This is a genomic window from Herbaspirillum sp. DW155 (assembly GCF_037076565.1).
In the GTDB taxonomy this organism is placed as follows: Bacteria; Pseudomonadota; Gammaproteobacteria; order Burkholderiales; family Burkholderiaceae_D; genus Herbaspirillum.
Genome location: NZ_AP029028.1, coordinates 3,422,865 through 3,442,179, shown reverse-complemented (window position 1 = coordinate 3,442,179; position 19,315 = coordinate 3,422,865). Strand labels below are relative to the sequence as shown.

The window sequence follows — 19,315 nt, the reverse complement described above, 5'->3', positions numbered from 1 at the left end:
GTGGCTGCAATCAAATCCGCCATCACTACCCGCCGCTTTGATGCGGTCATCGTCGGCGCCGGTGGCTCCGGCATGCGTGCCTCGCTGCAGCTGGCCGAAGCTGGCCTGAATGTCGCTGTCCTGTCCAAGGTCTTCCCGACCCGCTCGCACACCGTGGCTGCCCAAGGCGGCATCGGCGCTTCGCTGGGCAACATGTCCGAAGACAACTGGTACTGGCACATGTTCGATACCGTCAAGGGTTCGGACTACCTGGGCGACCAGGATGCCATCGAATTCATGTGCCGCGAGGCACCGAAGGCCGTCTACGAGCTGGAACACTTTGGCATGCCCTTCGATCGCAACCCGGATGGCACCATCTACCAGCGTCCGTTTGGCGGCCACACCGCCAACCTGGGTGAAAAGCCGGTGCAGCGCGCCTGTGCTGCGGCTGACCGTACCGGTCACGCCCTGCTGCACACCCTGTACCAGCGCAACGTGCGCGCCAAGACCCACTTCTTCGTGGAGTGGATGGCGCTGGACCTGATCCGCAACGAAGAGGGCGATGTCCTCGGCGTGGTGGCGCTGGAAATGGAAACCGGCGAAATCATGATGCTGCACGCCAAGACCACCCTGTTCGCCACCGGCGGTGCAGGACGTATCTGGGCGGCATCGACCAATGCCTTCATCAACACCGGCGACGGCATGGGCATGGCCGCACGTGCCGGCCTGCCGCTGCAGGACATGGAGTTCTGGCAGTTCCACCCGACCGGCGTGGCCGGCGCGGGCGTGCTGATCACCGAAGGCGTGCGCGGCGAAGGCGGCATCCTGATCAACAGCAATGGCGAACGCTTCATGGAGCGCTATGCGCCGACCCTGAAGGATCTGGCCCCGCGTGACTTCGTGTCGCGTTCGATGGACCAGGAAATCAAGGAAGGCCGCGGCGTCGGTCCCCACAAGGATCACGTGCTGCTGGATCTGCGTCACATCGGTGCCGATACCATCAAGAAGCGCCTGCCCTCGATTCTGGAAATCGCCCACAAGTTCGCCAACGTCGATGCGACCAAGGAACCGATCCCGGTCGTGCCGACCATCCACTACCAGATGGGTGGTATCCCCACCAACATCCACGGCCAGGTGGTCGCGCCCAAGGGCGGTTCGATGAAGGAAGTGGTGCAGGGCATGTACGCCATCGGCGAATGTGCCTGCGTCTCGGTGCACGGCGCCAACCGCCTGGGTACCAACTCGCTGCTGGACCTGGTGGTGTTCGGCCGCGCTGCCGGTAACCACATCGTCGGCACCCGCCTGCAGGACCAGAGCCACAAGCCGATCCCGGCCGGCGCCCTGGACCGCTCGCTGGAACGCATCGCGCACCTGGAAAGCAGCACCGGTTCCGAGCGCGTGCAGGACGTGGCCAACGACATTCGTGCCACCATGCAGAAGTACTGCGGCGTGTTCCGTACCGACGCCCTGCTGCAGGAAGGCCAGAAGAAGATCATGGAGCTGGACGAGCGCCGCAAGCACGTCTCCTTCAAGGACAAGTCCAAGGTCTTCAACACCGCCCGCGTGGAAGCGCTGGAGCTGGACAACCTGATCGAAACGGCCAAGGCCACCATCACCTCGGCAGCAGCTCGCAAGGAATCGCGCGGCGCCCACGCGCACAGCGACTACGAGCAACGCGACGACGTGAACTGGCTCAAGCACACGCTGTGGTTCTCCGAGGGGAATCGTCTCGACTACAAGCCGGTCAACATGCAGCCGCTGACCGTCGAGACTTTCAAACCTAAAGCACGTACTTTCTAAGAGGTCGCAACATGACTCGCACCCTGAAATTCAAGATTTATCGTTACGATCCGGACAAGGACGACAAGCCGTACATGCAAGACCTGACGGTGGAACTCAAGCCCACCGACAAGATGCTGCTGGACGCCCTGCAGCGCATCAAGTCCGACGTCGACGATTCGCTGGCGCTGCGCCGCTCCTGCCGCGAAGGCGTGTGCGGTTCCGACGCCATGAACATCAACGGCAAGAACGGCCTGGCCTGCATCACCAACCTGAACGAGCTGACCGAGCCCATCGTTCTGAAGCCGCTGCCCGGCCTGCCGGTGATCCGCGACCTGATCGTGGACATGACCAACTTCTTCAAGCAGTACGACTCGATCAAGCCCTACCTGATCAACGACAGCATCCCGCCCGAGAAGGAGCGCCTGCAGTCGCCTGAACAGCGTGAAGAACTGGATGGCGTCTACGAGTGCATCCTGTGCGCCTGCTGCTCGACTTCCTGCCCGTCGTTCTGGTGGAACCCTGACAAGTTCGTCGGCCCGGCTGGCCTCCTGCAAGCCTACCGCTTCATCGCCGACAGCCGCGACGAAGCCACCGGCGCGCGTCTGGACAACCTGGAAGACCCGTACCGCCTGTTCCGTTGCCGTTCCATCATGAACTGCGTCGATGTCTGCCCCAAGGGTCTGAACCCCAACAAGGCCATCGGCAAGATCAAGGAACTGATGGTGCGCCGTTCGGTGTAAGCCGCTTCGGTTGACAGCCCTGCCAGACCCGCCGTCCCTGGCGGGCTGCAGCGAGGGGAGGTGGCTTGCAAGCCGCTTCCCCGACCGGTCCGGTCAGTTTTGGTCCGGTTGAAGTGAATGGAAAGACAAGAAATGAGCGAGTTCATGACTGAGCGTCACCAGGATGATCCGGCCAAACGGGCGCGCCTGCGCTGGCGTGCACGCCGCGGGTTACTGGAGAACGACCTGATCCTGACGCGCTATCTCGATGCCCATGAGGCCGAGATGAGCGACGATGAGGTGGATGCCTTCTCGCGCCTGATGGACCTGACCGACAATGACCTGATGGACTTGTTGCTGGCTCGCAAGGAGCCCGAAGCGGCGGTCGATCTGCCCCAGGTGAATGCGTTGCTGAAGAAACTGCGTACTGCCTGACTGTTGCACGAATATTGCGCCTGGCCGCAAGCCAGACGGATTTTGCCCGATCGCTGCCGGCTCCAACTCGCCCCCGGCGCATCTGCACCACGATGCAACCCGGTTAGCGGTCGCGGCGTTTGATTAACGGTTTCACCATCCCAGCCAAAGGAAAAGCTATGTCCAATACCGATATCAAAGCTACCCTGTCGTTCTCCGACGGGTCTCCGTCCGTAGATTTTCCTATCTACAAGGGCAGCATCGGCCCTGATGTGATCGATATCCGCAAGCTGTACGGCGCCACCGGCAAGTTCACCTACGACCCGGGCTTCATGTCGACCGCTTCCTGCAATTCCTCCATCACCTACATCGATGGCGACAAGGGCGAGCTGCTGTACCGTGGCTACCCGATCGAACAGCTGGCGGTGAACTGCGACTTCCTGGAATCCTGCTACCTGCTGCTGCACGGTGAGCTGCCCAACGCCAAGCAGAAGGAAGAGTTCGTCCAGACCGTGACCCAGCACACCATGGTGCACGAGCAGATGAACTTCTTCTTCCGTGGCTTCCGCCGCGATGCGCACCCGATGGCCGTGCTGACCGGCTCGGTGGGCGCGCTGTCGGCCTTCTACCACGACTCGCTGGACATCTCCAACGCCAACCACCGCGAAGTCTCGGCCATCCGCATGATCGCCAAGCTGCCGACCCTGGTGGCGATGGCTTACAAGTACAGCATCGGCCAGCCGTTCGTGTATCCGCGCAACGACCTGTCCTACACCGCCAACTTCATGCGCATGATGTTCGCCAACCCGTGCGAGGAGTACAAGGTCAATGAAGTGCTGGTGCGCGCGCTGGACCGCATCCTGATCCTGCACGCCGACCACGAGCAGAACGCCTCGACCTCGACCGTGCGTCTGGCCGGCTCCTCCGGTGCCAACCCGTTCGCATGTATCGCCGCCGGTATCGCCTGCCTGTGGGGTCCTGCCCACGGCGGTGCCAACGAGGCTGCACTGAACATGCTGGAACAGATCGGTTCGGTCGACAAGATCCCCGAGTTCATCAAGCAGGTCAAGGACAAGAACTCGGGCGTGAAGCTGATGGGCTTCGGTCACCGCGTCTACAAGAACTATGACCCGCGTGCCAAGCTGATGCGCGAAACCTGCTACGAAGTCCTGAACGAACTGGGCCTGCACGACGACCCGCTGTTCAAGCTGGCCATGGAGCTGGAAAAGATCGCGCTGGAAGACGAATACTTCGTGTCCCGCAAGCTGTACCCGAACGTCGACTTCTACTCCGGCATCGTGCAGCGCGCCCTGGGCATCCCGACCTCGATGTTCACCTGCATCTTCGCCATGGCCCGTACCATCGGCTGGATCGCGCAGTGGAACGAAATGATCTCGGATCCGGAACAGAAGATCGGTCGTCCCCGTCAGCTGTTCGTTGGTTCGCCGCGCCGCGACGTGCCGCCGATCGACAAGCGCTGATCGCAGTCTGTTGTCCGTCTGCCTAGCCGGACGGACAACAAAGCCAGCCGGCGGTCCCCGGTTTCCCGTCTGCCGGGATGCTTGGGGGCGAAAAAGCCCGTCCGGCAAGGCTTTGCGGGCAAGCGTTGGTGGCGGGAAACGCCTGTTGCTTCATGTTTCAAATAAAAAAGCGAATCCCTTAGGATTCGCTTTTTTATTTGACATTAGGAGATATAATTCCGATGCGCTGACTGGATGACGTACAGAAGTTCAGGTAGACAAGGTCCTTCCCCCACAACTTGATGCAATCCGCTAACCGGTCAGGCCGTGTCGCGGAAGGTGTAGAAACCCGCTAATCTCGCGAAGCGCGAAGAAAGGTGAGCAAATGACAAAGCTCTACGAGCAATACAACATCAACTCCTACCTGTTCGGTGGGAATGCTCCGTACATCGAAGAACTGTACGAAGCCTACCTGAACAATCCCGGCTCCGTCCCCGACAACTGGCGTGCTTACTTCGACGCCGTGCAACACGTTCCCGCTACCGACGGCTCCACCCGTCCCGATGTGGCCCACGCTCCGGTGATCGCTTCCTTCGCCGAACGTGCCAAGCAAGGCCCGATCCGCACCGTCATCGCTTCCGCCGACTCCGACATGGGCCGCAAGCGCGTCGCTGTTACCCAGCTGATCGCCGGCTACCGTGACCTCGGTTCCCGTTTCGCCAACCTGGACCCGCTGCAGCGCCAGGAACGCCCCAACATCCCCGAACTCGATCCCGCCTTCTACGGCTTCACCGATGCCGACATGGACATCGTGTTCAACATCAACAACACCTACTTCGGCCCGGAAACCGCCTCCCTGCGCGACCTGCTGCAGATGCTGCGCGACACCTACACGCGCTCCATCGGTGCCGAGTTCACCTACATCTCGGACATGTCCGAAGTGCGCTGGCTGGAAGAGCGTCTCGAGCCGACCCGTGCCGTGCCCAGCTTCTCGGCCGAGAAGAAGAAGCACATCCTGGAACGCCTGACCGCTGCTGAAGGCCTGGAACGCTACCTCCACACCAAGTACGTCGGCCAGAAGCGCTTCTCGCTGGAAGGCGGCGAATCCTTCATCGCCTCCCTGGATGAGACCATCCAGCGCGCCGGTGAAAAGGGCGTGCAGGAAATCGTCATCGGCATGGCCCACCGTGGCCGCCTGAACGTGCTGGTCAACATCCTGGGCAAGACCCCGCAGGAACTGTTCTCCGAATTCGAAGGCCGTCACGCTGACGACCTGCCGGCAGGTGACGTCAAGTACCACCAGGGCTTCTCCTCGGACGTGTCGACCCCTGGCGGCCCGGTCCACCTGTCGCTGGCCTTCAACCCGTCCCACCTGGAAATCGTCAACCCGGTGGTCGAGGGTTCGGTCAAGGCACGTATGGATCGCCGCGGCGACAAGGATGGCTCGCAAGTGCTGCCGATCCTGGTGCACGGCGATGCCGCCTTCGCCGGCCAAGGCGTGGTGATGGAAACCCTGAACCTGGCACAGACCCGTGGCTACGGCACCGGTGGTACCGTTCACATCGTCATCAACAACCAGATCGGCTTCACCACTTCCGATCCGCGCGACTCCCGTTCGACCCTGTACTGCTCGGACGTGGTCAAGATGATCGAAGCCCCGGTGCTGCACGTCAACGGCGATGATCCGGAAGCTGTCGTGTTCGCCACCCAGATCGCTGTCGACTACCGCATGAAGTTCAAGAAGGACATCGTGGTCGACATCATCTGCTTCCGCAAGCTGGGCCACAACGAGCAGGACACTCCCGCTCTGACCCAGCCGCTGATGTACAAGAAGATCGCCCAGCACCCCGGCACCCGCAAGCTCTACGCTGACAAGCTGGTGACCCAGCAGACCATCCCCGCTGATGGCGGCGAAGAGCTGGTCAAGGCCTACCGCGCCGCCATGGATGCCGGCAAGCACGCCATCGATCCGGTGCTGACCAACTTCAAGAGCAAGTACGCCGTCGACTGGCTGCCGTTCCTGAACCGCAAGTGGACCGACGCCGCCGAAACCGCCGTGCCGATGGCCGAACTGAAGCGCCTGGCCGCCAAGATCACCACGGTGCCGGAAGGCTTCAAGGTGCACTCGCTGGTCGAGAAGGTCTTGAACGACCGCGCCGCCATGGGCCGTGGGGAAATGAACCTGGACTGGGGCATGGGTGAACACCTGGCCTATGCCAGCCTGGTCTCCTCCGGCTATGCCGTGCGCCTGACCGGTCAGGATGCCGGCCGTGGCACCTTCACCCACCGTCACGCCGTGCTGCACGATCAGAACCGCGAGCGTTGGGATGCCGGTACCTTCATTCCGCTGCAGAACGTGGCGGAAAACCAGTCCACCTTCACCGTGATCGACTCGGTGCTGTCCGAAGAAGCCGTGCTGGCCTTCGAATACGGCTATTCGACCGCTGAACCCAACACCCTGACCATCTGGGAAGCCCAGTTCGGCGACTTCGCCAACGGTGCCCAGGTCGTCATGGACCAGTTCATCAGCTCCGGCGAAGTGAAGTGGGGCCGTGCCTCGGGTCTGGTGCAGATGCTGCCCCACGGCTACGAAGGCCAGGGTCCGGAACACTCCTCGGCACGTATCGAGCGTTACCTCCAGCTGTGCGCCGACAACAACATGCAGGTCGTGCAGCCCACCACCGCTGCGCAGATCTTCCACCTGCTGCGTCGCCAGATGATCCGCCTGTTCCGCAAGCCGCTGATCATCATGACGCCGAAGTCGCTGCTGCGTAACAAGGATGCCGGTTCGCCGCTGTCCGACCTGGCCAAGGGTTCGTTCCAGACCGTGATTCCGGAAGTCGACGAAACCATCGACGCCAAGAAGGTCAAGCGCATCATCGCCTGCTCGGGCAAGGTGTACTACGACCTGGTCAACGCCCGCAAGGAACGTGGCCAGACCGATACCGCCATCATCCGCGTCGAGCAGCTGTATCCGTTCCCGCACAAGGCCTTCGCGGCCGCGTTGAAGCAGTTCCCCAACTTCAACGAACTGGTGTGGGCACAGGACGAGCCGCAGAACCAGGGCGCATGGCTGCAGATCCAGCACAACATCTTCGAGAATCTCTCCGAAGGTCAGAAGCTGGCCTATGCAGGCCGCCCGGCCAGCGCCTCGCCGGCCGTCGGTTACTACGACAAGCACTACGCACAGCAAAAGGCACTGATCGAAACCGCCTTCGCCAAGCTCAAGGGCTTTGTGCTGACCAAGTAATCATCGATGCAAACGGGACGCGCTGCGAGGGCAGTGCGTCCCTGTTTCCATAAGAACGAAATCACCCGAAAATCGGAGAATCCTGAAAATGGCTCAAATCGAAGTAAAAGTCCCGCAGTTGTCGGAATCCGTCGCCGAAGCGACCCTGCTGCAATGGCACAAGAAGGTTGGCGAACCCGTTTCCCGTGACGAAAACCTGATCGACATCGAGACCGACAAGGTCGTGCTGGAACTGCCCTCGCCGGACGCCGGCGTGATCACCCAGATCATCAAGGCCGACGGCGCCACCGTCGTGGCCGGTGAAGTGATCGCCATCCTGGACACCGACGCTTCCGCCCAAGTGGCCCCGACCGAAGTCAAGGCTGCCCCGGCACCACAAGCAACCAACGAACCGACCCCGGTTGCCGCTCCCGAGCTGGCCTCCAAGGGCGATGTCGCCATGCCCGCCGCTGCCAAGCTGCTGGCCGACAACAACCTGTCGACCTCGCAAGTCACCGGCACCGGCAAGGATGGTCGCGTGACCAAGGGTGACGTGCTGGGTGCCCTGTCGGCTCCCGCCGCTGCACCTGCTGCTGCCGCCAAGCCGGCCCTGGCGCAAGTGGCCGCACCGGTCAAGGCCGGTCTGGAAAGCCGTCCGGAACAGCGCGTGCCGATGAGCCGCCTGCGTGCCCGCGTGGCCGAGCGTCTGGTGCAATCGCAATCGACCAACGCCATCCTGACCACCTTCAACGAAATCAACATGCAGCCGGTCATCGACCTGCGCAACAAGTACAAGGACAAGTTCGAGAAGGAACACGGCGTCAAGCTGGGCTTCATGTCCTTCTTCGTCAAGGCGGTCGTGCATGCCCTGAAGAAGTACCCGATCATCAACGCCTCGGTCGATGGCAATGACATCGTGTACCACGGCTACTTCGACATCGGTGTGGCCGTCGGTTCGCCGCGCGGCCTGGTGGTGCCCATCCTGCGTGATGCGGACCAGATGTCGATTGCCGACATCGAGAAGAAGATCGGTGAATTCGGCCAGAAGGCCAAGGACGGCAAGCTGTCCATCGAAGAACTGTCGGGCGGTACCTTCACCGTCTCCAACGGCGGCACCTTCGGTTCCATGCTGTCGACCCCGATCATCAACCCGCCGCAATCGGCGATCCTGGGCATCCACGCCACCAAGGAACGCGCTGTGGTTGAAAACGGCCAGGTCGTGGTGCGTCCGATCAACTACTTCGCGCTGTCCTATGACCACCGCATCATCGACGGCCGCGAAGCCGTCCTGTCGCTGGTCGCGATCAAGGAAGCGCTGGAAGATCCCGCACGCCTGCTGCTGGATCTGTAAGCAACCGGCCATCACGGCGTGAGCGAGGCGCTGAACGGCCCCCAGGCATTCAGCGCCTTTTTGCATCCGCTTTGGACCAAGAGATCAGAGCGGATGCGCACAACGAATCAGGAACACACACATGAGCAAGAATTTTGACGTGGTCGTCATCGGTGGCGGCCCCGGCGGTTACATCGCCGCCATCCGCGCAGCGCAACTGGGCTTCAACACCGCCTGCATCGACGAATGGAAGAACGAAAAGGGCGGCCCCGCACCGGGCGGTACTTGCACCAACGTCGGTTGCATCCCCTCCAAGGCGCTGCTGCAATCCTCCGAACACTATGAACACGCCAGCCACGGCTTCGCCGAGCACGGCATCGAAGTCAAGGGCCTGGGCCTGAACCTGGAAAAGATGCTGGGCCGCAAGAACACCGTGGTCAAGCAGAACAACGACGGCATCCTGTACCTGTTCAAGAAGAACAAGGTCGCCTTCTTCCACGGCCGTGGCTCCTTCGTCAAGGGCGATGCCAATGGCTACGAGATCAAGGTCGCCGGTGCCGCCGAAGAAACCATCACTGCCAAGCACGTGATCGTGGCGACCGGTTCCAACGCCCGTGCACTGCCGGGCGCCGAGTTCGATGAAAAGCTGATCCTCTCCAACACCGGCGCACTGTCGATCACCGAAGTGCCGAAGAAGCTGGGCGTGATTGGCGCCGGCGTGATCGGCCTGGAAATGGGTTCGGTCTGGCGTCGCCTGGGCGCGGAAGTGACCGTGCTGGAAGCGCTGCCGACCTTCCTTGGTGCCGTGGATGAACAGATCGCCAAGGAAGCCCAGAAGCTGCTGACCAAGCAGGGCCTGGCCGTGAACCTGGGAGTGAAGATCGGTACCATCAAGACCGGCAAGAACAGCGTCTCCGTGGAATACACCGATGCCAAGGGCGAAGCCCACACCGGCGAATTCGACAAGCTGATCATCTCGATCGGCCGTACCCCCAACACCATTGGCCTGAACGCCGAAGGCGTGGGCCTGAAGCTGGACGAGCGCGGCTTCATCGCCGTGGACGGCGACTGCAAGACCAACCTGCCCAACGTGTGGGCGGTGGGTGACGTGGTGCGCGGCCCGATGCTGGCCCACAAGGCCGAGGAAGAAGGCGTTGCCGTGGCCGAGCGTATCGCCGGCCAGCACGGTCATGTCAACTTCAACACCATTCCCTGGGTCATCTACACCTCGCCGGAAATCGCCTGGGTCGGCAAGACCGAGCAGCAATTGAAGGCCGAAGGCGTGCAGTACAAGGCCGGTACCTTCCCGTTCCTGGCCAACGGCCGCGCCCGTGCGCTGGGCGATACTTCGGGCATGGTGAAGTTCCTGGCCGATGCCAAGACCGATGAGATCCTGGGCGTGCACATCGTCGGTCCGATGGCTTCCGAGCTGATTTCCGAAGCCGTGGTGGCGATGGAGTTCCGCGCTTCGTCCGAAGACATCGCGCGTATCTGCCACGCTCACCCCTCGCTGTCCGAAGCAACCAAGGAAGCGGCCCTGGCCGTGGACAAGCGCGCATTGAACTTCTGATGCGCGATCGGTGCGACAATACGGGTCGCCGACGCCTGGCCAGCCCTCGGGGCTGGTCGCGTCCGAGTTGCCCGCATAGTGCGCATTGAGATGCCAACCCAATGGGCGAGCCTGGCTCGCCCATTGTCGTTTTACAAGACCACACCATGGATGTCCGTCAATTCTACGAACACTCGCTGTCCCAGCGCGGTTATCAACCTGATGAAGCGCAGTTGCGCGCCATCGAGCGCCTGCAGCGCGCCTATGAGGAATGGGTAGCCTACAAGGCACAGCGCGCCTCCACCTTCAAGCGCCTGATCAGCCGCCCGGCCGTGCCGCGTGGCGTCTACATGTGGGGCGGGGTAGGGCGCGGCAAGTCCTTCCTGATGGACAGCTTCTATTCCGTGGTGCCGGTGGTGCGCAAGACGCGCCTGCACTTCCACGAATTCATGCGCGATGTGCATCGCCAGCTCGATGAATTGAAGGGAATCTCGGACCCCCTCGATGAAGTCGCCAAGCGCATTGCCAAGAAATACCGGCTGATCTGTTTCGACGAGTTCCACGTCTCCGACATCGCCGATGCGATGATCCTCTACAACCTCTTGAAGGGCCTGTTCGATCACGGCGTGTCCTTCGTGATGACGTCCAACTACGAGCCGAGCACGCTCTATCCGGATGGCCTGCACCGCGACCGCATGCTGCCGACCATCGCACTGCTGAAGGAAAAGCTGGACGTCATGAACATCGACGCCGGCATCGACTACCGCAAGCGCGTGCTGGAGCAGGTGAAGGTGTACCACACCCCCCTGAACGCCAAGACCGATGAAGAATTGCGCAGCGCCTTTGCCGCCGTGGCCGAAGCCGCCGATGAAGACCCGCGCGTACACATCGAAGCCCGCGAGATCCGTGCCCTGCGCCGTGCAGGCAGTGCGATCTGGTTCGACTTCGCCACGCTGTGCGGCGGCCCGCGCTCGCAGAACGATTACCTGGAACTGGCCAGCCGCTTCCAGACGGTGATCCTGTCGGGCATCCCGCGCATGTCGGCGGCCATGTCCTCGGAGGCGCGCCGCTTCACCTGGCTGATCGACGTTTTCTATGACCACAAGGTCAAGCTGATCATGTCGGCCGCCGTGGAGCCGGATGAGCTTTACACCGTCGGCACGCTCTCCAACGAATTCCACCGTACCGTTTCACGTATCATTGAGATGCAGTCGAAAGAATATCTGGAGGCGGATCGCCGCTCGATTGCCGACAGCCTCTCCTGAACAACCACTTGATGAACAAGAAATCCATGCAAGGTCTTTTTGCCGATGCCAAGGGCGTCACTACTTCCCTGTGCGGCCTGATGCTGGCCCTGGTTACCGGTGCCTGCGCGGCGCAAGGGCAGGCGTCGGCCAGCGCCGCCTCGGATGCCCAGCCTGGGCAGGTCGAGGCCCAGGCGCAGGCTTCCGAGGACCAGGCCAGCCCGGCGCAGCAGGCTGCTCCGTCGGCCCCGCAGGCCGCCACCCCGGCCCCGGCTATGAGCCGCGAGCGTTTTGATGAAATCGAGGCCCGTGCGCCGATTACCCAGCGTTATCCTGCCGGTTCCATCAAATCCGACGAAACTGCGCAAAAGGCCCTGGACGAGGCCGCCGAAGAACGCCAGGCGGCCGAGTTGCGCTACATTCTGGATCAGCGTGCCTGCTATCCCAAGTTCCTGGTCTCGGACTGCCTGGAAGCCGCGAGAGACCGCAAGCGTCTGACCGAAAAGGGCATCAAGGCAGTGGAGTATGAAGCCAAGGTGTATCAGCGCCAGGCCACCGTGGATGACCGCGATCGTTCCCTGGCCGAGCAGCGCGCCAAGGATCAGGAAGATTCCGCTCGCCGCCTGGCCGACCAGAAGCAGAAGGAGGCCGATTCTGCGCGCAAGGTCGAGGAAAGCCGCTCCAAGAACAGCGAAGTCCAACAGCGTATCGACCAGAACAAGAACGTGCCGGCCGATTACCGCGTGCGCCAGCACGACGCCGAGGTACAGCGCCAGAAGGCCGAGGACGCTGCCGGCGCTCCCGCCCGTGCTGCCAATGCGGCCGAACGCCAGCGCCGCATCAAGGAGGCCGAAGAGCATCGCCAGGAAGTGGAGCGCAAGAAGGCCGAAAACGAACGCGAGCGCGCCGAACGCAAGCAGAAGCAGCAACAGCAGCAACAGCAGCAACAGCAACAGCAGGATCAGCAGCAGAAACCGGCCCAGGCTACACCTGCGGCCAATTGAACTGGCGCACGCTGGCCTTCTTCCCGCTTGTGCATGCCGATTTGGCGTGCGCGAGCGGGTGCATTACACTAGCAAGCACATCAGCAACCAGCCGCCATCATGACCAGTACGCCTCGCGAAGACATCCAGCGCCGCATCATCGAACTCGAAGTCGAGCATCGTGATCTCGATAGCGTGATCGACATGCTCATCCGCGATGACCGTTCTGAAGACCTGCAACTGCGCCGCCTCAAGAAGCGCAAGCTGCAATTGAAGGACCACATCGCGCTGCTGAAGATGCAGCTGGTCCCCGATATTCCCGCCTGAATCCCGCTGTGCGCCTGCCCGTGCAGGCGACCGTCCCGCAGTCTGACTGTCCGCTGCAGGGAGTCTTTCATGCGAGTCGGGGGTACATCGCCGACTCCGCGTAAAATAGCGCCTTGTTCCCAATGACGTGCAAAGAGCCCGGGTGTCGTCCACCCCTGCGCCGCACGTGTTTTCCTACAGGTTTGCCGCAGTGACAGCTCCCGAAGCCCCCGCCGACATCATCGACAGCAGCGCCCGCACCATTCCCGCCGGGGCGGACGGCGCCGCACCCGAAGAACCTGGTGTCCATGATGCGGAGATCGAGCGCCTGTTCGGTGCCGGCGGTCCCTTGGGCGGGGCGGTCGGCAGCTATCGTCCGCGTCACGCCCAGACCGAAATGGCCAAGGCCATTGCCGCTGCCATTGCCAGCCAGGGCACGCTGATCGCCGAGGCCGGTACCGGCACAGGCAAGACCTTTGCCTATCTGGTCCCGGCCCTGCTGTGGGGCGGCAAGACCATCGTCTCCACCGGCACCAAGACCCTGCAGGATCAACTGTTCAATCGCGACATCCCGACCGTGCGCAAGGCCTTGCATGCGCCTGTTTCGGTGGCACTGCTCAAGGGGCGCAGCAACTACGTCTGCCATTTCCATCTGGAGCGCACGCTGCAGAACGGCCGCCTGACCGCGCGCGAGGATGTGGGCTATCTGCGCGAGATCTCGCGCTTCGTCAAATCCACCTCCTCCGGCGACAAGGCCGAGCTGACCAGGGTGCCGGAAACGGCCTCGGTATGGAATCTGGTCACTTCAACGCGCGATACCTGCTTCGGCGCCGAATGCCAGTATTACCAGGATTGCTTCGTCATGAAGGCGCGCAAGGAGGCGCAACAGGCCGACGTGGTGGTGGTCAACCATCACCTGTTCTTTGCCGACGTGGCCTTGAAGGACACCGGCATCGCCGAACTGCTGCCCTCGGCCAATACCGTCATCTTCGACGAGGCCCATCAGTTGCCGGATACGGCCACGCTCTTCTTTGGCGAAACCATTACCACCTCGCAGGTCCTGGAACTGTGCCGCGACGTGCTCGCAGAAGGCCTGGCGCATGCCCGCGATGGCGCGGACTGGGCAGGCCTGGTCGCGCCCGTGGAACGCGCGGCGCGCGACCTGCGGCTGGCGTTTCCGGAGGAATCGGTGCGCCTGGCGCTGAACCAGATCGCGCCCTCCAGCACCTTCTTCCCGGCGCTGGATACCTTGAAGGACTGCATGGATGGCATGATCGCCGTGCTGGAAAAACAGGCGGAGCGCGCCGAGACCATCGAACAGTGCCGTGACCGCGCCAATGAATTGCTGCGCCAGCTGGAAAACTGGGGCACACCCGAGGAGCTGGCCAAAATGCAGGCTCAAGCCGCTGCCAAGGCAAGCAAGCCCGCCGAGACCCAGCGCGCAGGCGAGGGTGATGTGGAGGAAGAAGCGCCCGCCCAGAAGCCGTTCTACGTGCTGTGGATAGAAGCGTTCCAGTCTTCGCTGCAATTACACCGCACACCGCTGTCGATCGCGCCCATCTTCAACAAGCAGCGTGAAGGTACGCCGCGCTCTTGGATCTTCACTTCGGCAACGCTGGCAGTGAAGAAAGATTTCAATCACTATGCCGCGCAGATGGGCTTGTGGAATGCTCCGGCGCAGTCCTGGCCCAGCCCCTTCAATTACGGTGAGCAGGGTCTCCTGTATGTGCCGCAGAACCTGCCGCAGCCCAATTCCTTCGAGTACACCGATGCGGTGATCGACGCTGCGCTGCCGACCATCGAGGCCGCAGGCGGTCGCTGCTTCTTCCTCTGCACTACGCTGCGCGCGGTCAACCGTGCCGCCGAGCGTCTGCGTACCGAGTTCAAGGCCCGTGGCCATGACTTCCCGCTGTTCGTCCAGGGTGAAGCCGGACGGACCGAATTGCTGGACCGCTTCCGCGCCGCCGGCAACGGCGTGCTGATCGGTAGCCAGAGTTTCTGGGAGGGCGTGGATGTGCGCGGTGATGCGCTGTCGCTGGTCATCATCGACAAGCTGCCGTTTTCTCCCCCGGACGACCCGGTGCTGGCCGCCCGCATCAGCGAGATGGAAAAGCAGGGCCTGAACGGTTTCGTGCACCATCAGCTGCCGGCAGCCATCATCAACCTCAAGCAGGGCGCAGGGCGCCTGATCCGTGATGAGGGCGATCGCGGCGTGCTGATGATCTGCGATCCGCGCATCATCACCAAGAACTACGGCCGCCGCATCTGGCAGAGCCTGCCGCCTTTCAAGCGCACACGCGAGCTGGAGGTGGTGCAGGCCTTCTTCCGCGAGCAGGATGCCCGCCGTGCCGCTGCAGCTGCAGCCGCGGGCGAGGACGCTGCAGCGGAGGGTTGAGATGGCCGATCATACGTCTCTGGTGCCGGTGCGCGCCTCTGAACTGAGCCTGGGCCGGCCCGCGCCCTGGCCGATCTACAACGAGGGCGGAAAGCTGCTGCTGGCGCGTGGTACCCGCATCGATACGCCGGATCAGCTGGCCGGCCTGATCGAGAACGGTCTTTACCGCAATGCCCGCTGGATTGCCGAGCCCGATACCGAATCGGTCCCCTTGCCGCAGGCACGTGACGTGCTGCGCAAGAAACATGGCGGCAAGAAGCCCGCGAAGCGTGCCGCCGCCGTGCGCGGCCAGGAAAGCGTGATTGCGCTGGACGAGGTGCGCTGGCGGATCGGCGATACCGTCTGGCTGCAATTTGCCGATGATGCCAGCCAGCGCTATGCAGTCTCGCTGGTGGGCTGTCTGCCCAACCGCAGCATCCTGGTCACGGCGCCGCAAAAGGAGGGCAAGCAACTGTTCGTGCGCGAGGGCCAGACTTTCGTGGTGCGCGCCCTGACCGGCCGACGTGCCTATGCTTTCGCCGCGCAATTGCTGAAGTACCAGCAGACGCCCTTCGTCTACCTGCATCTTTCCCAACCCAAGGAAGTGCGTTCCACCGTGATTCGCCAGGCCACCCGCGTGCCCGTGGGTGCCGAAGGCTACCTGGCGGTCGATGGTGCCTCCCCACTGGCGGCCAGCGTGATCGACCTGAGCCTGGCCGGTGCCTCGCTGGTAGCGACCTCGCTGTCGGGCAAGGTCGCGGCCAGCAAGGGCGTGACCGGCAAGCTGCGCTTCGTGGCCTCGGTGGCAGACCAGCAATTGCCGCTGGAGCTGCCGGTGGTGCTGCGGGCGGTGAAGTCGCTGGGCGAGGCGGATTTTCATCAGTACGGCGTGGAATTCGGCCAACTGACCGTGCGCGACAAGCTGGTGCTGTCTGCCTATGTCTACCAGGAACTGACGCTGCAGGAATAGGCGGCACAGCAGGGCAGGATAATGTCTGGCGGAGGGGCTGTCCAAGGTCCGGCTTCGGTTAAAATTCAGCCCATGAAAATCCTCATCAGCAACGACGACGGCTACCTTGCGCCCGGCATCAATGCCCTGGCCGAGGCACTCGCACCCATCGCCGACATCACCGTGGTGGCGCCCGACAGCAACCGCTCGGGCAGCTCCAATTCCCTGACGCTGGATCGTCCGCTGTGGGTGGAGCAAGCCGCCAACGGCTTCTACTACCTCAATGGCACGCCCTCCGATTGTGTCCATGTGGCATTGACCGGCCTGCTCAAGGAACGGCCCGACCTGATCGTCTCCGGCATCAATCAGGGCCAGAACATGGGTGACGATACCCTCTATTCCGGGACCGTGGCGGCGGCCACCGAGGGCTTTCTGTTCGGCATCCCTTCCATTGCGTTTTCCCAATTGCACAAGGGCTGGGCGGAGCTGGACGCGGCCGCCCGCATCGCCCGCGAGATCGTGGAGCGCCGCTTCGACAGCCTGCCCAAGCCTTACCTGCTCAACGTCAACATTCCCAATCTGCCCTATGGGCAGATCAAGGGCAGCGTCGCTACCCGCCTGGGCAAGCGTCACGTCTCCGAGCCGGTGCACAAGCTGACCGACCCGCATGGCCGCGACCTTTACTGGATCGGTCCGGCCGGGGCCGCCAAGGACGGCGGGGAGGGTACCGATTTCCATGCGACGGCCAATGGCTACGTGTCCATCACGCCGCTGCAGATCGATCTGACCCATACCGCGCAACTGGACAATCTCAAGAAAGCGCTTGCATGAGCGACAAGCCCAGCCGCTTTCCGCTGAGCCTGTCCTCGGTGGTCGACAAGAAAAAGACCGCCGCTGCCGGCCGCGATGCGGCGGGCCGTCCCCAGGCCACCACCCAGACGGCGGCCAAGAACGCGGCGGCGCAGTCCTCGCAGCGCGCAGCTTTGAAACCGGTCCAGCAGGGCCTGGCCCAGGCACTGCGCCCGCCCCCGGCCGCACCGCGCGCCCCGCTGGCCTCGGCCCAGCCGCTGCTGAGCGCTGCTCCGGTGCCGCGTACTGCGGTCAAGAACGTCATGTCGGTGACCCAGACCAATGCCTCGCACCACGCCTCGCCGCTGGCTTCCGAAGCGGTACGCAAGGCCATGGTGGCGCGGGTGGCCAAACAGGGGGTGGCCGATGCCAAGGTGCTGGCCGCGCTGGAGGCGGTGCCGCGCCACATGTTCGTGGAACCCGGACTGGCCAGCCAGGCCTATATCGATGCCTCGCTGCCCATCGGTCATCACCAGACCATTTCGCAGCCCTACATCGTGGCGCGCATGATTGAACTGATGCGCCAGAACCGCCATGGCGGCCGCCTGGACCGGGTGCTGGAGATCGGCACCGGCTGCGGCTACCAGGCTGCCGTGCTGTCGCGGGTGGCGGGCGAGGTGTATTCCATTGAGCGCATCAAGCCCTTGCATGAACTGGCCAAGACCAATCTGCGTCCCTTGCGCGTGGCAAACATCCGCTTGCATTACGGAGATGGTATGCTTGGCCTGCCGCAGGTGGCGCCTTTCGATGGCATCATCCTGGCGGCGGCCGGGCTGGAAGTGCCGCAGGCGCTGCTGGAGCAACTGGCCATCGGCGGCCGGCTGGTGGCCCCCGTGGGCGAGCGCCAGCAAGTACTGGAGCTGATTGAACGGGTTGGTCAGCGCGACTGGCGGCGTAGCACGTTGGAACAATGCCATTTCGTGCCCCTGAAGCCAGGAACGGTGTGACCGCAAGACACGGCAGGTGCAGGACGAAACGAGCAGCACCGGTGGATATCAGGTCCGCCACGCATCATCGAAACAGGGACGGGCGGCAACAAGCACAAGCATCCAAGCCGCAGGTCGATGACAAGAGCGGATGGGCAGGCGAGGGGGCCGCATTTCCCTGATGAACTTCTGGCGCTGGCTGCGTGTCAACTAGCGTCGTACAAAATCTAACGTAAGAGCATGAAGAAAATTCGTTTGGCTGTATTGGGCAGTGTCGTCAGTTTGCTGGCCGCCTGCGGCTCGACACCGAATCAGCAGCCGGCGCCCGTCGTCGAGCGCACCACCAGCACCGCCAAGCCGGCTGAGGCTGTTGCCGCGCCGGCCGCGCCGGTTCCCTCGGGACGTGGCTATTACACCGTCAAGAAGGGCGATACCCTGTATCGCATCGCCCTGGACGTCGGGCAGAACTGGCGCGATATCGTCGCCTGGAACAACCTGACCAATCCGAACGACATCAAGGTCGATCAGGTGCTGCGTGTGGCGCCGCCGGATCGTGCCGGTCCGGCGCAGACGGCTGCGGTGGTGGCCGCGCCGGGTGCGGGTCTGGACGTCAAGCCGCTGGGTGCACCTGGCGCTGCTGCACCGGCAGCCGCGCCGATGGCCTCGGGCAGCAACAAGACCGGCCCGCGTGGCGACAAGCGTGCCTACTCCGAAGGCGCTCTGGCTGAACTGGAAAAACCCGATGCCGCGCCCGCCGTCGCCCCCGCTGCGGCGCCGGCTGCCACGGCCAAGCCGGAAGCGCCGCATGCGGCTGACAAGCCGGCGGCCGCCAGCCAGTCCGTGGCCAGCGACGACGAAGGCGTGTCCTGGATGTGGCCGGCCGAAGGCAAGGTGGTGGGCACCTTTGACGGTGGCAAGAAGGGCGTGGACATCGCCGGCAAGGATGGTCAGGCCGTGCTGGCGGCCGCCGGGGGCAAGGTCATGTATGCCGGCAGCGGCATTCGCGGCTATGGCAACCTGGTGATCATCAAGCACACCAACAACCTGTTGTCGGCCTATGCCCACAACAAGACCATTCTGGTCAAGGAAGGCCAGAGTGTGACCAAGGGACAGAAGATCGCTGAAATGGGCAAATCCGACAGCGACAGCGTTAAATTGCACTTCGAGATCCGTCAGCAGGGCAAACCTGTTGATCCTTCAAAATACTTACCGCCCCGCTAGC

The 19,315-nt window shown here is 62.9% G+C and carries 15 protein-coding genes; all 15 read left to right on the top strand.

What is annotated here, in order from left to right; all coding sequences use genetic code 11:
* The 15 genes from sdhA (at position 1) to AACH55_RS15525 (ending at position 19,314) form a co-directional block, all read left to right on the top strand.
* Positions 1-1,779 (top strand): succinate dehydrogenase flavoprotein subunit, encoded by a 1,779-nt coding sequence (gene sdhA / locus AACH55_RS15595; RefSeq protein WP_338715564.1) that lies wholly within the window; start codon positions 1-3, stop codon positions 1,777-1,779.
* An 11-nt stretch (positions 1,780-1,790) separates the two neighbouring features.
* Positions 1,791-2,501 carry a succinate dehydrogenase iron-sulfur subunit gene (locus AACH55_RS15590; RefSeq protein WP_006463281.1) on the top strand — a complete coding sequence of 237 codons (711 nt, stop codon included), beginning with the start codon at positions 1,791-1,793 and terminating at the stop codon, positions 2,499-2,501.
* A 132-nt stretch (positions 2,502-2,633) separates the two neighbouring features.
* Positions 2,634-2,915, top strand: coding sequence for a succinate dehydrogenase assembly factor 2 (locus AACH55_RS15585; protein WP_338715560.1), 282 nt, complete (start codon positions 2,634-2,636; stop codon positions 2,913-2,915).
* Between the two features lie 158 nt (positions 2,916-3,073).
* Entirely contained in the window at positions 3,074-4,375 is a 1,302-nt protein-coding gene (gltA, locus tag AACH55_RS15580; protein WP_338715558.1) for a citrate synthase, read from the top strand.
* 364 nt (positions 4,376-4,739) lie between these two features.
* Positions 4,740-7,604 (top strand): 2-oxoglutarate dehydrogenase E1 component, encoded by a 2,865-nt coding sequence (locus AACH55_RS15575; protein ID WP_338715557.1) that lies wholly within the window; start codon positions 4,740-4,742, stop codon positions 7,602-7,604.
* Positions 7,605-7,692: 88 nt separating this feature from the next.
* Positions 7,693-8,934 carry a 2-oxoglutarate dehydrogenase complex dihydrolipoyllysine-residue succinyltransferase gene (gene odhB, locus AACH55_RS15570; RefSeq protein ID WP_338715556.1) on the top strand — a complete coding sequence of 414 codons (1,242 nt, stop codon included), beginning with the start codon at positions 7,693-7,695 and terminating at the stop codon, positions 8,932-8,934.
* 121 nt (positions 8,935-9,055) lie between these two features.
* Positions 9,056-10,483 (top strand): dihydrolipoyl dehydrogenase, encoded by a 1,428-nt coding sequence (gene lpdA / locus AACH55_RS15565; protein ID WP_338715555.1) that lies wholly within the window; start codon positions 9,056-9,058, stop codon positions 10,481-10,483.
* 146 nt (positions 10,484-10,629) lie between these two features.
* Positions 10,630-11,727 carry a cell division protein ZapE gene (gene zapE, locus AACH55_RS15560; RefSeq protein ID WP_338715553.1) on the top strand — a complete coding sequence of 366 codons (1,098 nt, stop codon included), beginning with the start codon at positions 10,630-10,632 and terminating at the stop codon, positions 11,725-11,727.
* Positions 11,728-11,738: 11 nt separating this feature from the next.
* Complete coding sequence (locus AACH55_RS15555) at positions 11,739-12,710, top strand: hypothetical protein (protein ID WP_338715552.1); 972 nt, start codon at positions 11,739-11,741, stop codon at positions 12,708-12,710.
* Positions 12,711-12,809: 99 nt separating this feature from the next.
* Positions 12,810-13,016, top strand: coding sequence for a YdcH family protein (locus tag AACH55_RS15550; protein ID WP_338715551.1), 207 nt, complete (start codon positions 12,810-12,812; stop codon positions 13,014-13,016).
* Between the two features lie 241 nt (positions 13,017-13,257).
* Positions 13,258-15,390, top strand: coding sequence for an ATP-dependent DNA helicase (locus AACH55_RS15545; RefSeq protein WP_338720310.1), 2,133 nt, complete (start codon positions 13,258-13,260; stop codon positions 15,388-15,390).
* 1 nt (position 15,391) lies between these two features.
* Entirely contained in the window at positions 15,392-16,339 is a 948-nt protein-coding gene (locus AACH55_RS15540) for a flagellar brake protein (protein ID WP_338715549.1), read from the top strand.
* Between the two features lie 72 nt (positions 16,340-16,411).
* Positions 16,412-17,149 carry a 5'/3'-nucleotidase SurE gene (gene surE / locus AACH55_RS15535; protein WP_338715547.1) on the top strand — a complete coding sequence of 246 codons (738 nt, stop codon included), beginning with the start codon at positions 16,412-16,414 and terminating at the stop codon, positions 17,147-17,149.
* Positions 17,146-18,114, top strand: a complete 969-nt coding sequence (locus AACH55_RS15530; RefSeq protein ID WP_338715546.1) for a protein-L-isoaspartate(D-aspartate) O-methyltransferase — start codon at positions 17,146-17,148, stop codon at positions 18,112-18,114. Before surE ends, AACH55_RS15530 begins: the two co-directional genes overlap by 4 nt.
* 219 nt (positions 18,115-18,333) lie before the next feature.
* A complete protein-coding gene (locus AACH55_RS15525; protein ID WP_338715545.1) occupies positions 18,334-19,314 on the top strand; it encodes a peptidoglycan DD-metalloendopeptidase family protein in 981 nt (326 codons plus the stop codon).
* Position 19,315: the final 1 nt, after the last annotated feature.

Coding starts and splice junctions, on each gene's coding strand:
- AACH55_RS15590 (WP_006463281.1), top strand. CDS start 1,791: ATGACTCGCACCCTGAAATTCAAGATTTATCGTTACGATCCGGACAAG.
- AACH55_RS15585 (WP_338715560.1), top strand. CDS start 2,634: ATGAGCGAGTTCATGACTGAGCGTCACCAGGATGATCCGGCCAAACGG.
- gltA (WP_338715558.1), top strand. CDS start 3,074: ATGTCCAATACCGATATCAAAGCTACCCTGTCGTTCTCCGACGGGTCT.
- AACH55_RS15575 (WP_338715557.1), top strand. CDS start 4,740: ATGACAAAGCTCTACGAGCAATACAACATCAACTCCTACCTGTTCGGT.
- odhB (WP_338715556.1), top strand. CDS start 7,693: ATGGCTCAAATCGAAGTAAAAGTCCCGCAGTTGTCGGAATCCGTCGCC.
- lpdA (WP_338715555.1), top strand. CDS start 9,056: ATGAGCAAGAATTTTGACGTGGTCGTCATCGGTGGCGGCCCCGGCGGT.
- zapE (WP_338715553.1), top strand. CDS start 10,630: ATGGATGTCCGTCAATTCTACGAACACTCGCTGTCCCAGCGCGGTTAT.
- AACH55_RS15555 (WP_338715552.1), top strand. CDS start 11,739: ATGAACAAGAAATCCATGCAAGGTCTTTTTGCCGATGCCAAGGGCGTC.
- AACH55_RS15550 (WP_338715551.1), top strand. CDS start 12,810: ATGACCAGTACGCCTCGCGAAGACATCCAGCGCCGCATCATCGAACTC.
- AACH55_RS15540 (WP_338715549.1), top strand. CDS start 15,392: ATGGCCGATCATACGTCTCTGGTGCCGGTGCGCGCCTCTGAACTGAGC.
- surE (WP_338715547.1), top strand. CDS start 16,412: ATGAAAATCCTCATCAGCAACGACGACGGCTACCTTGCGCCCGGCATC.
- AACH55_RS15530 (WP_338715546.1), top strand. CDS start 17,146: ATGAGCGACAAGCCCAGCCGCTTTCCGCTGAGCCTGTCCTCGGTGGTC.
- AACH55_RS15525 (WP_338715545.1), top strand. CDS start 18,334: ATGAAGAAAATTCGTTTGGCTGTATTGGGCAGTGTCGTCAGTTTGCTG.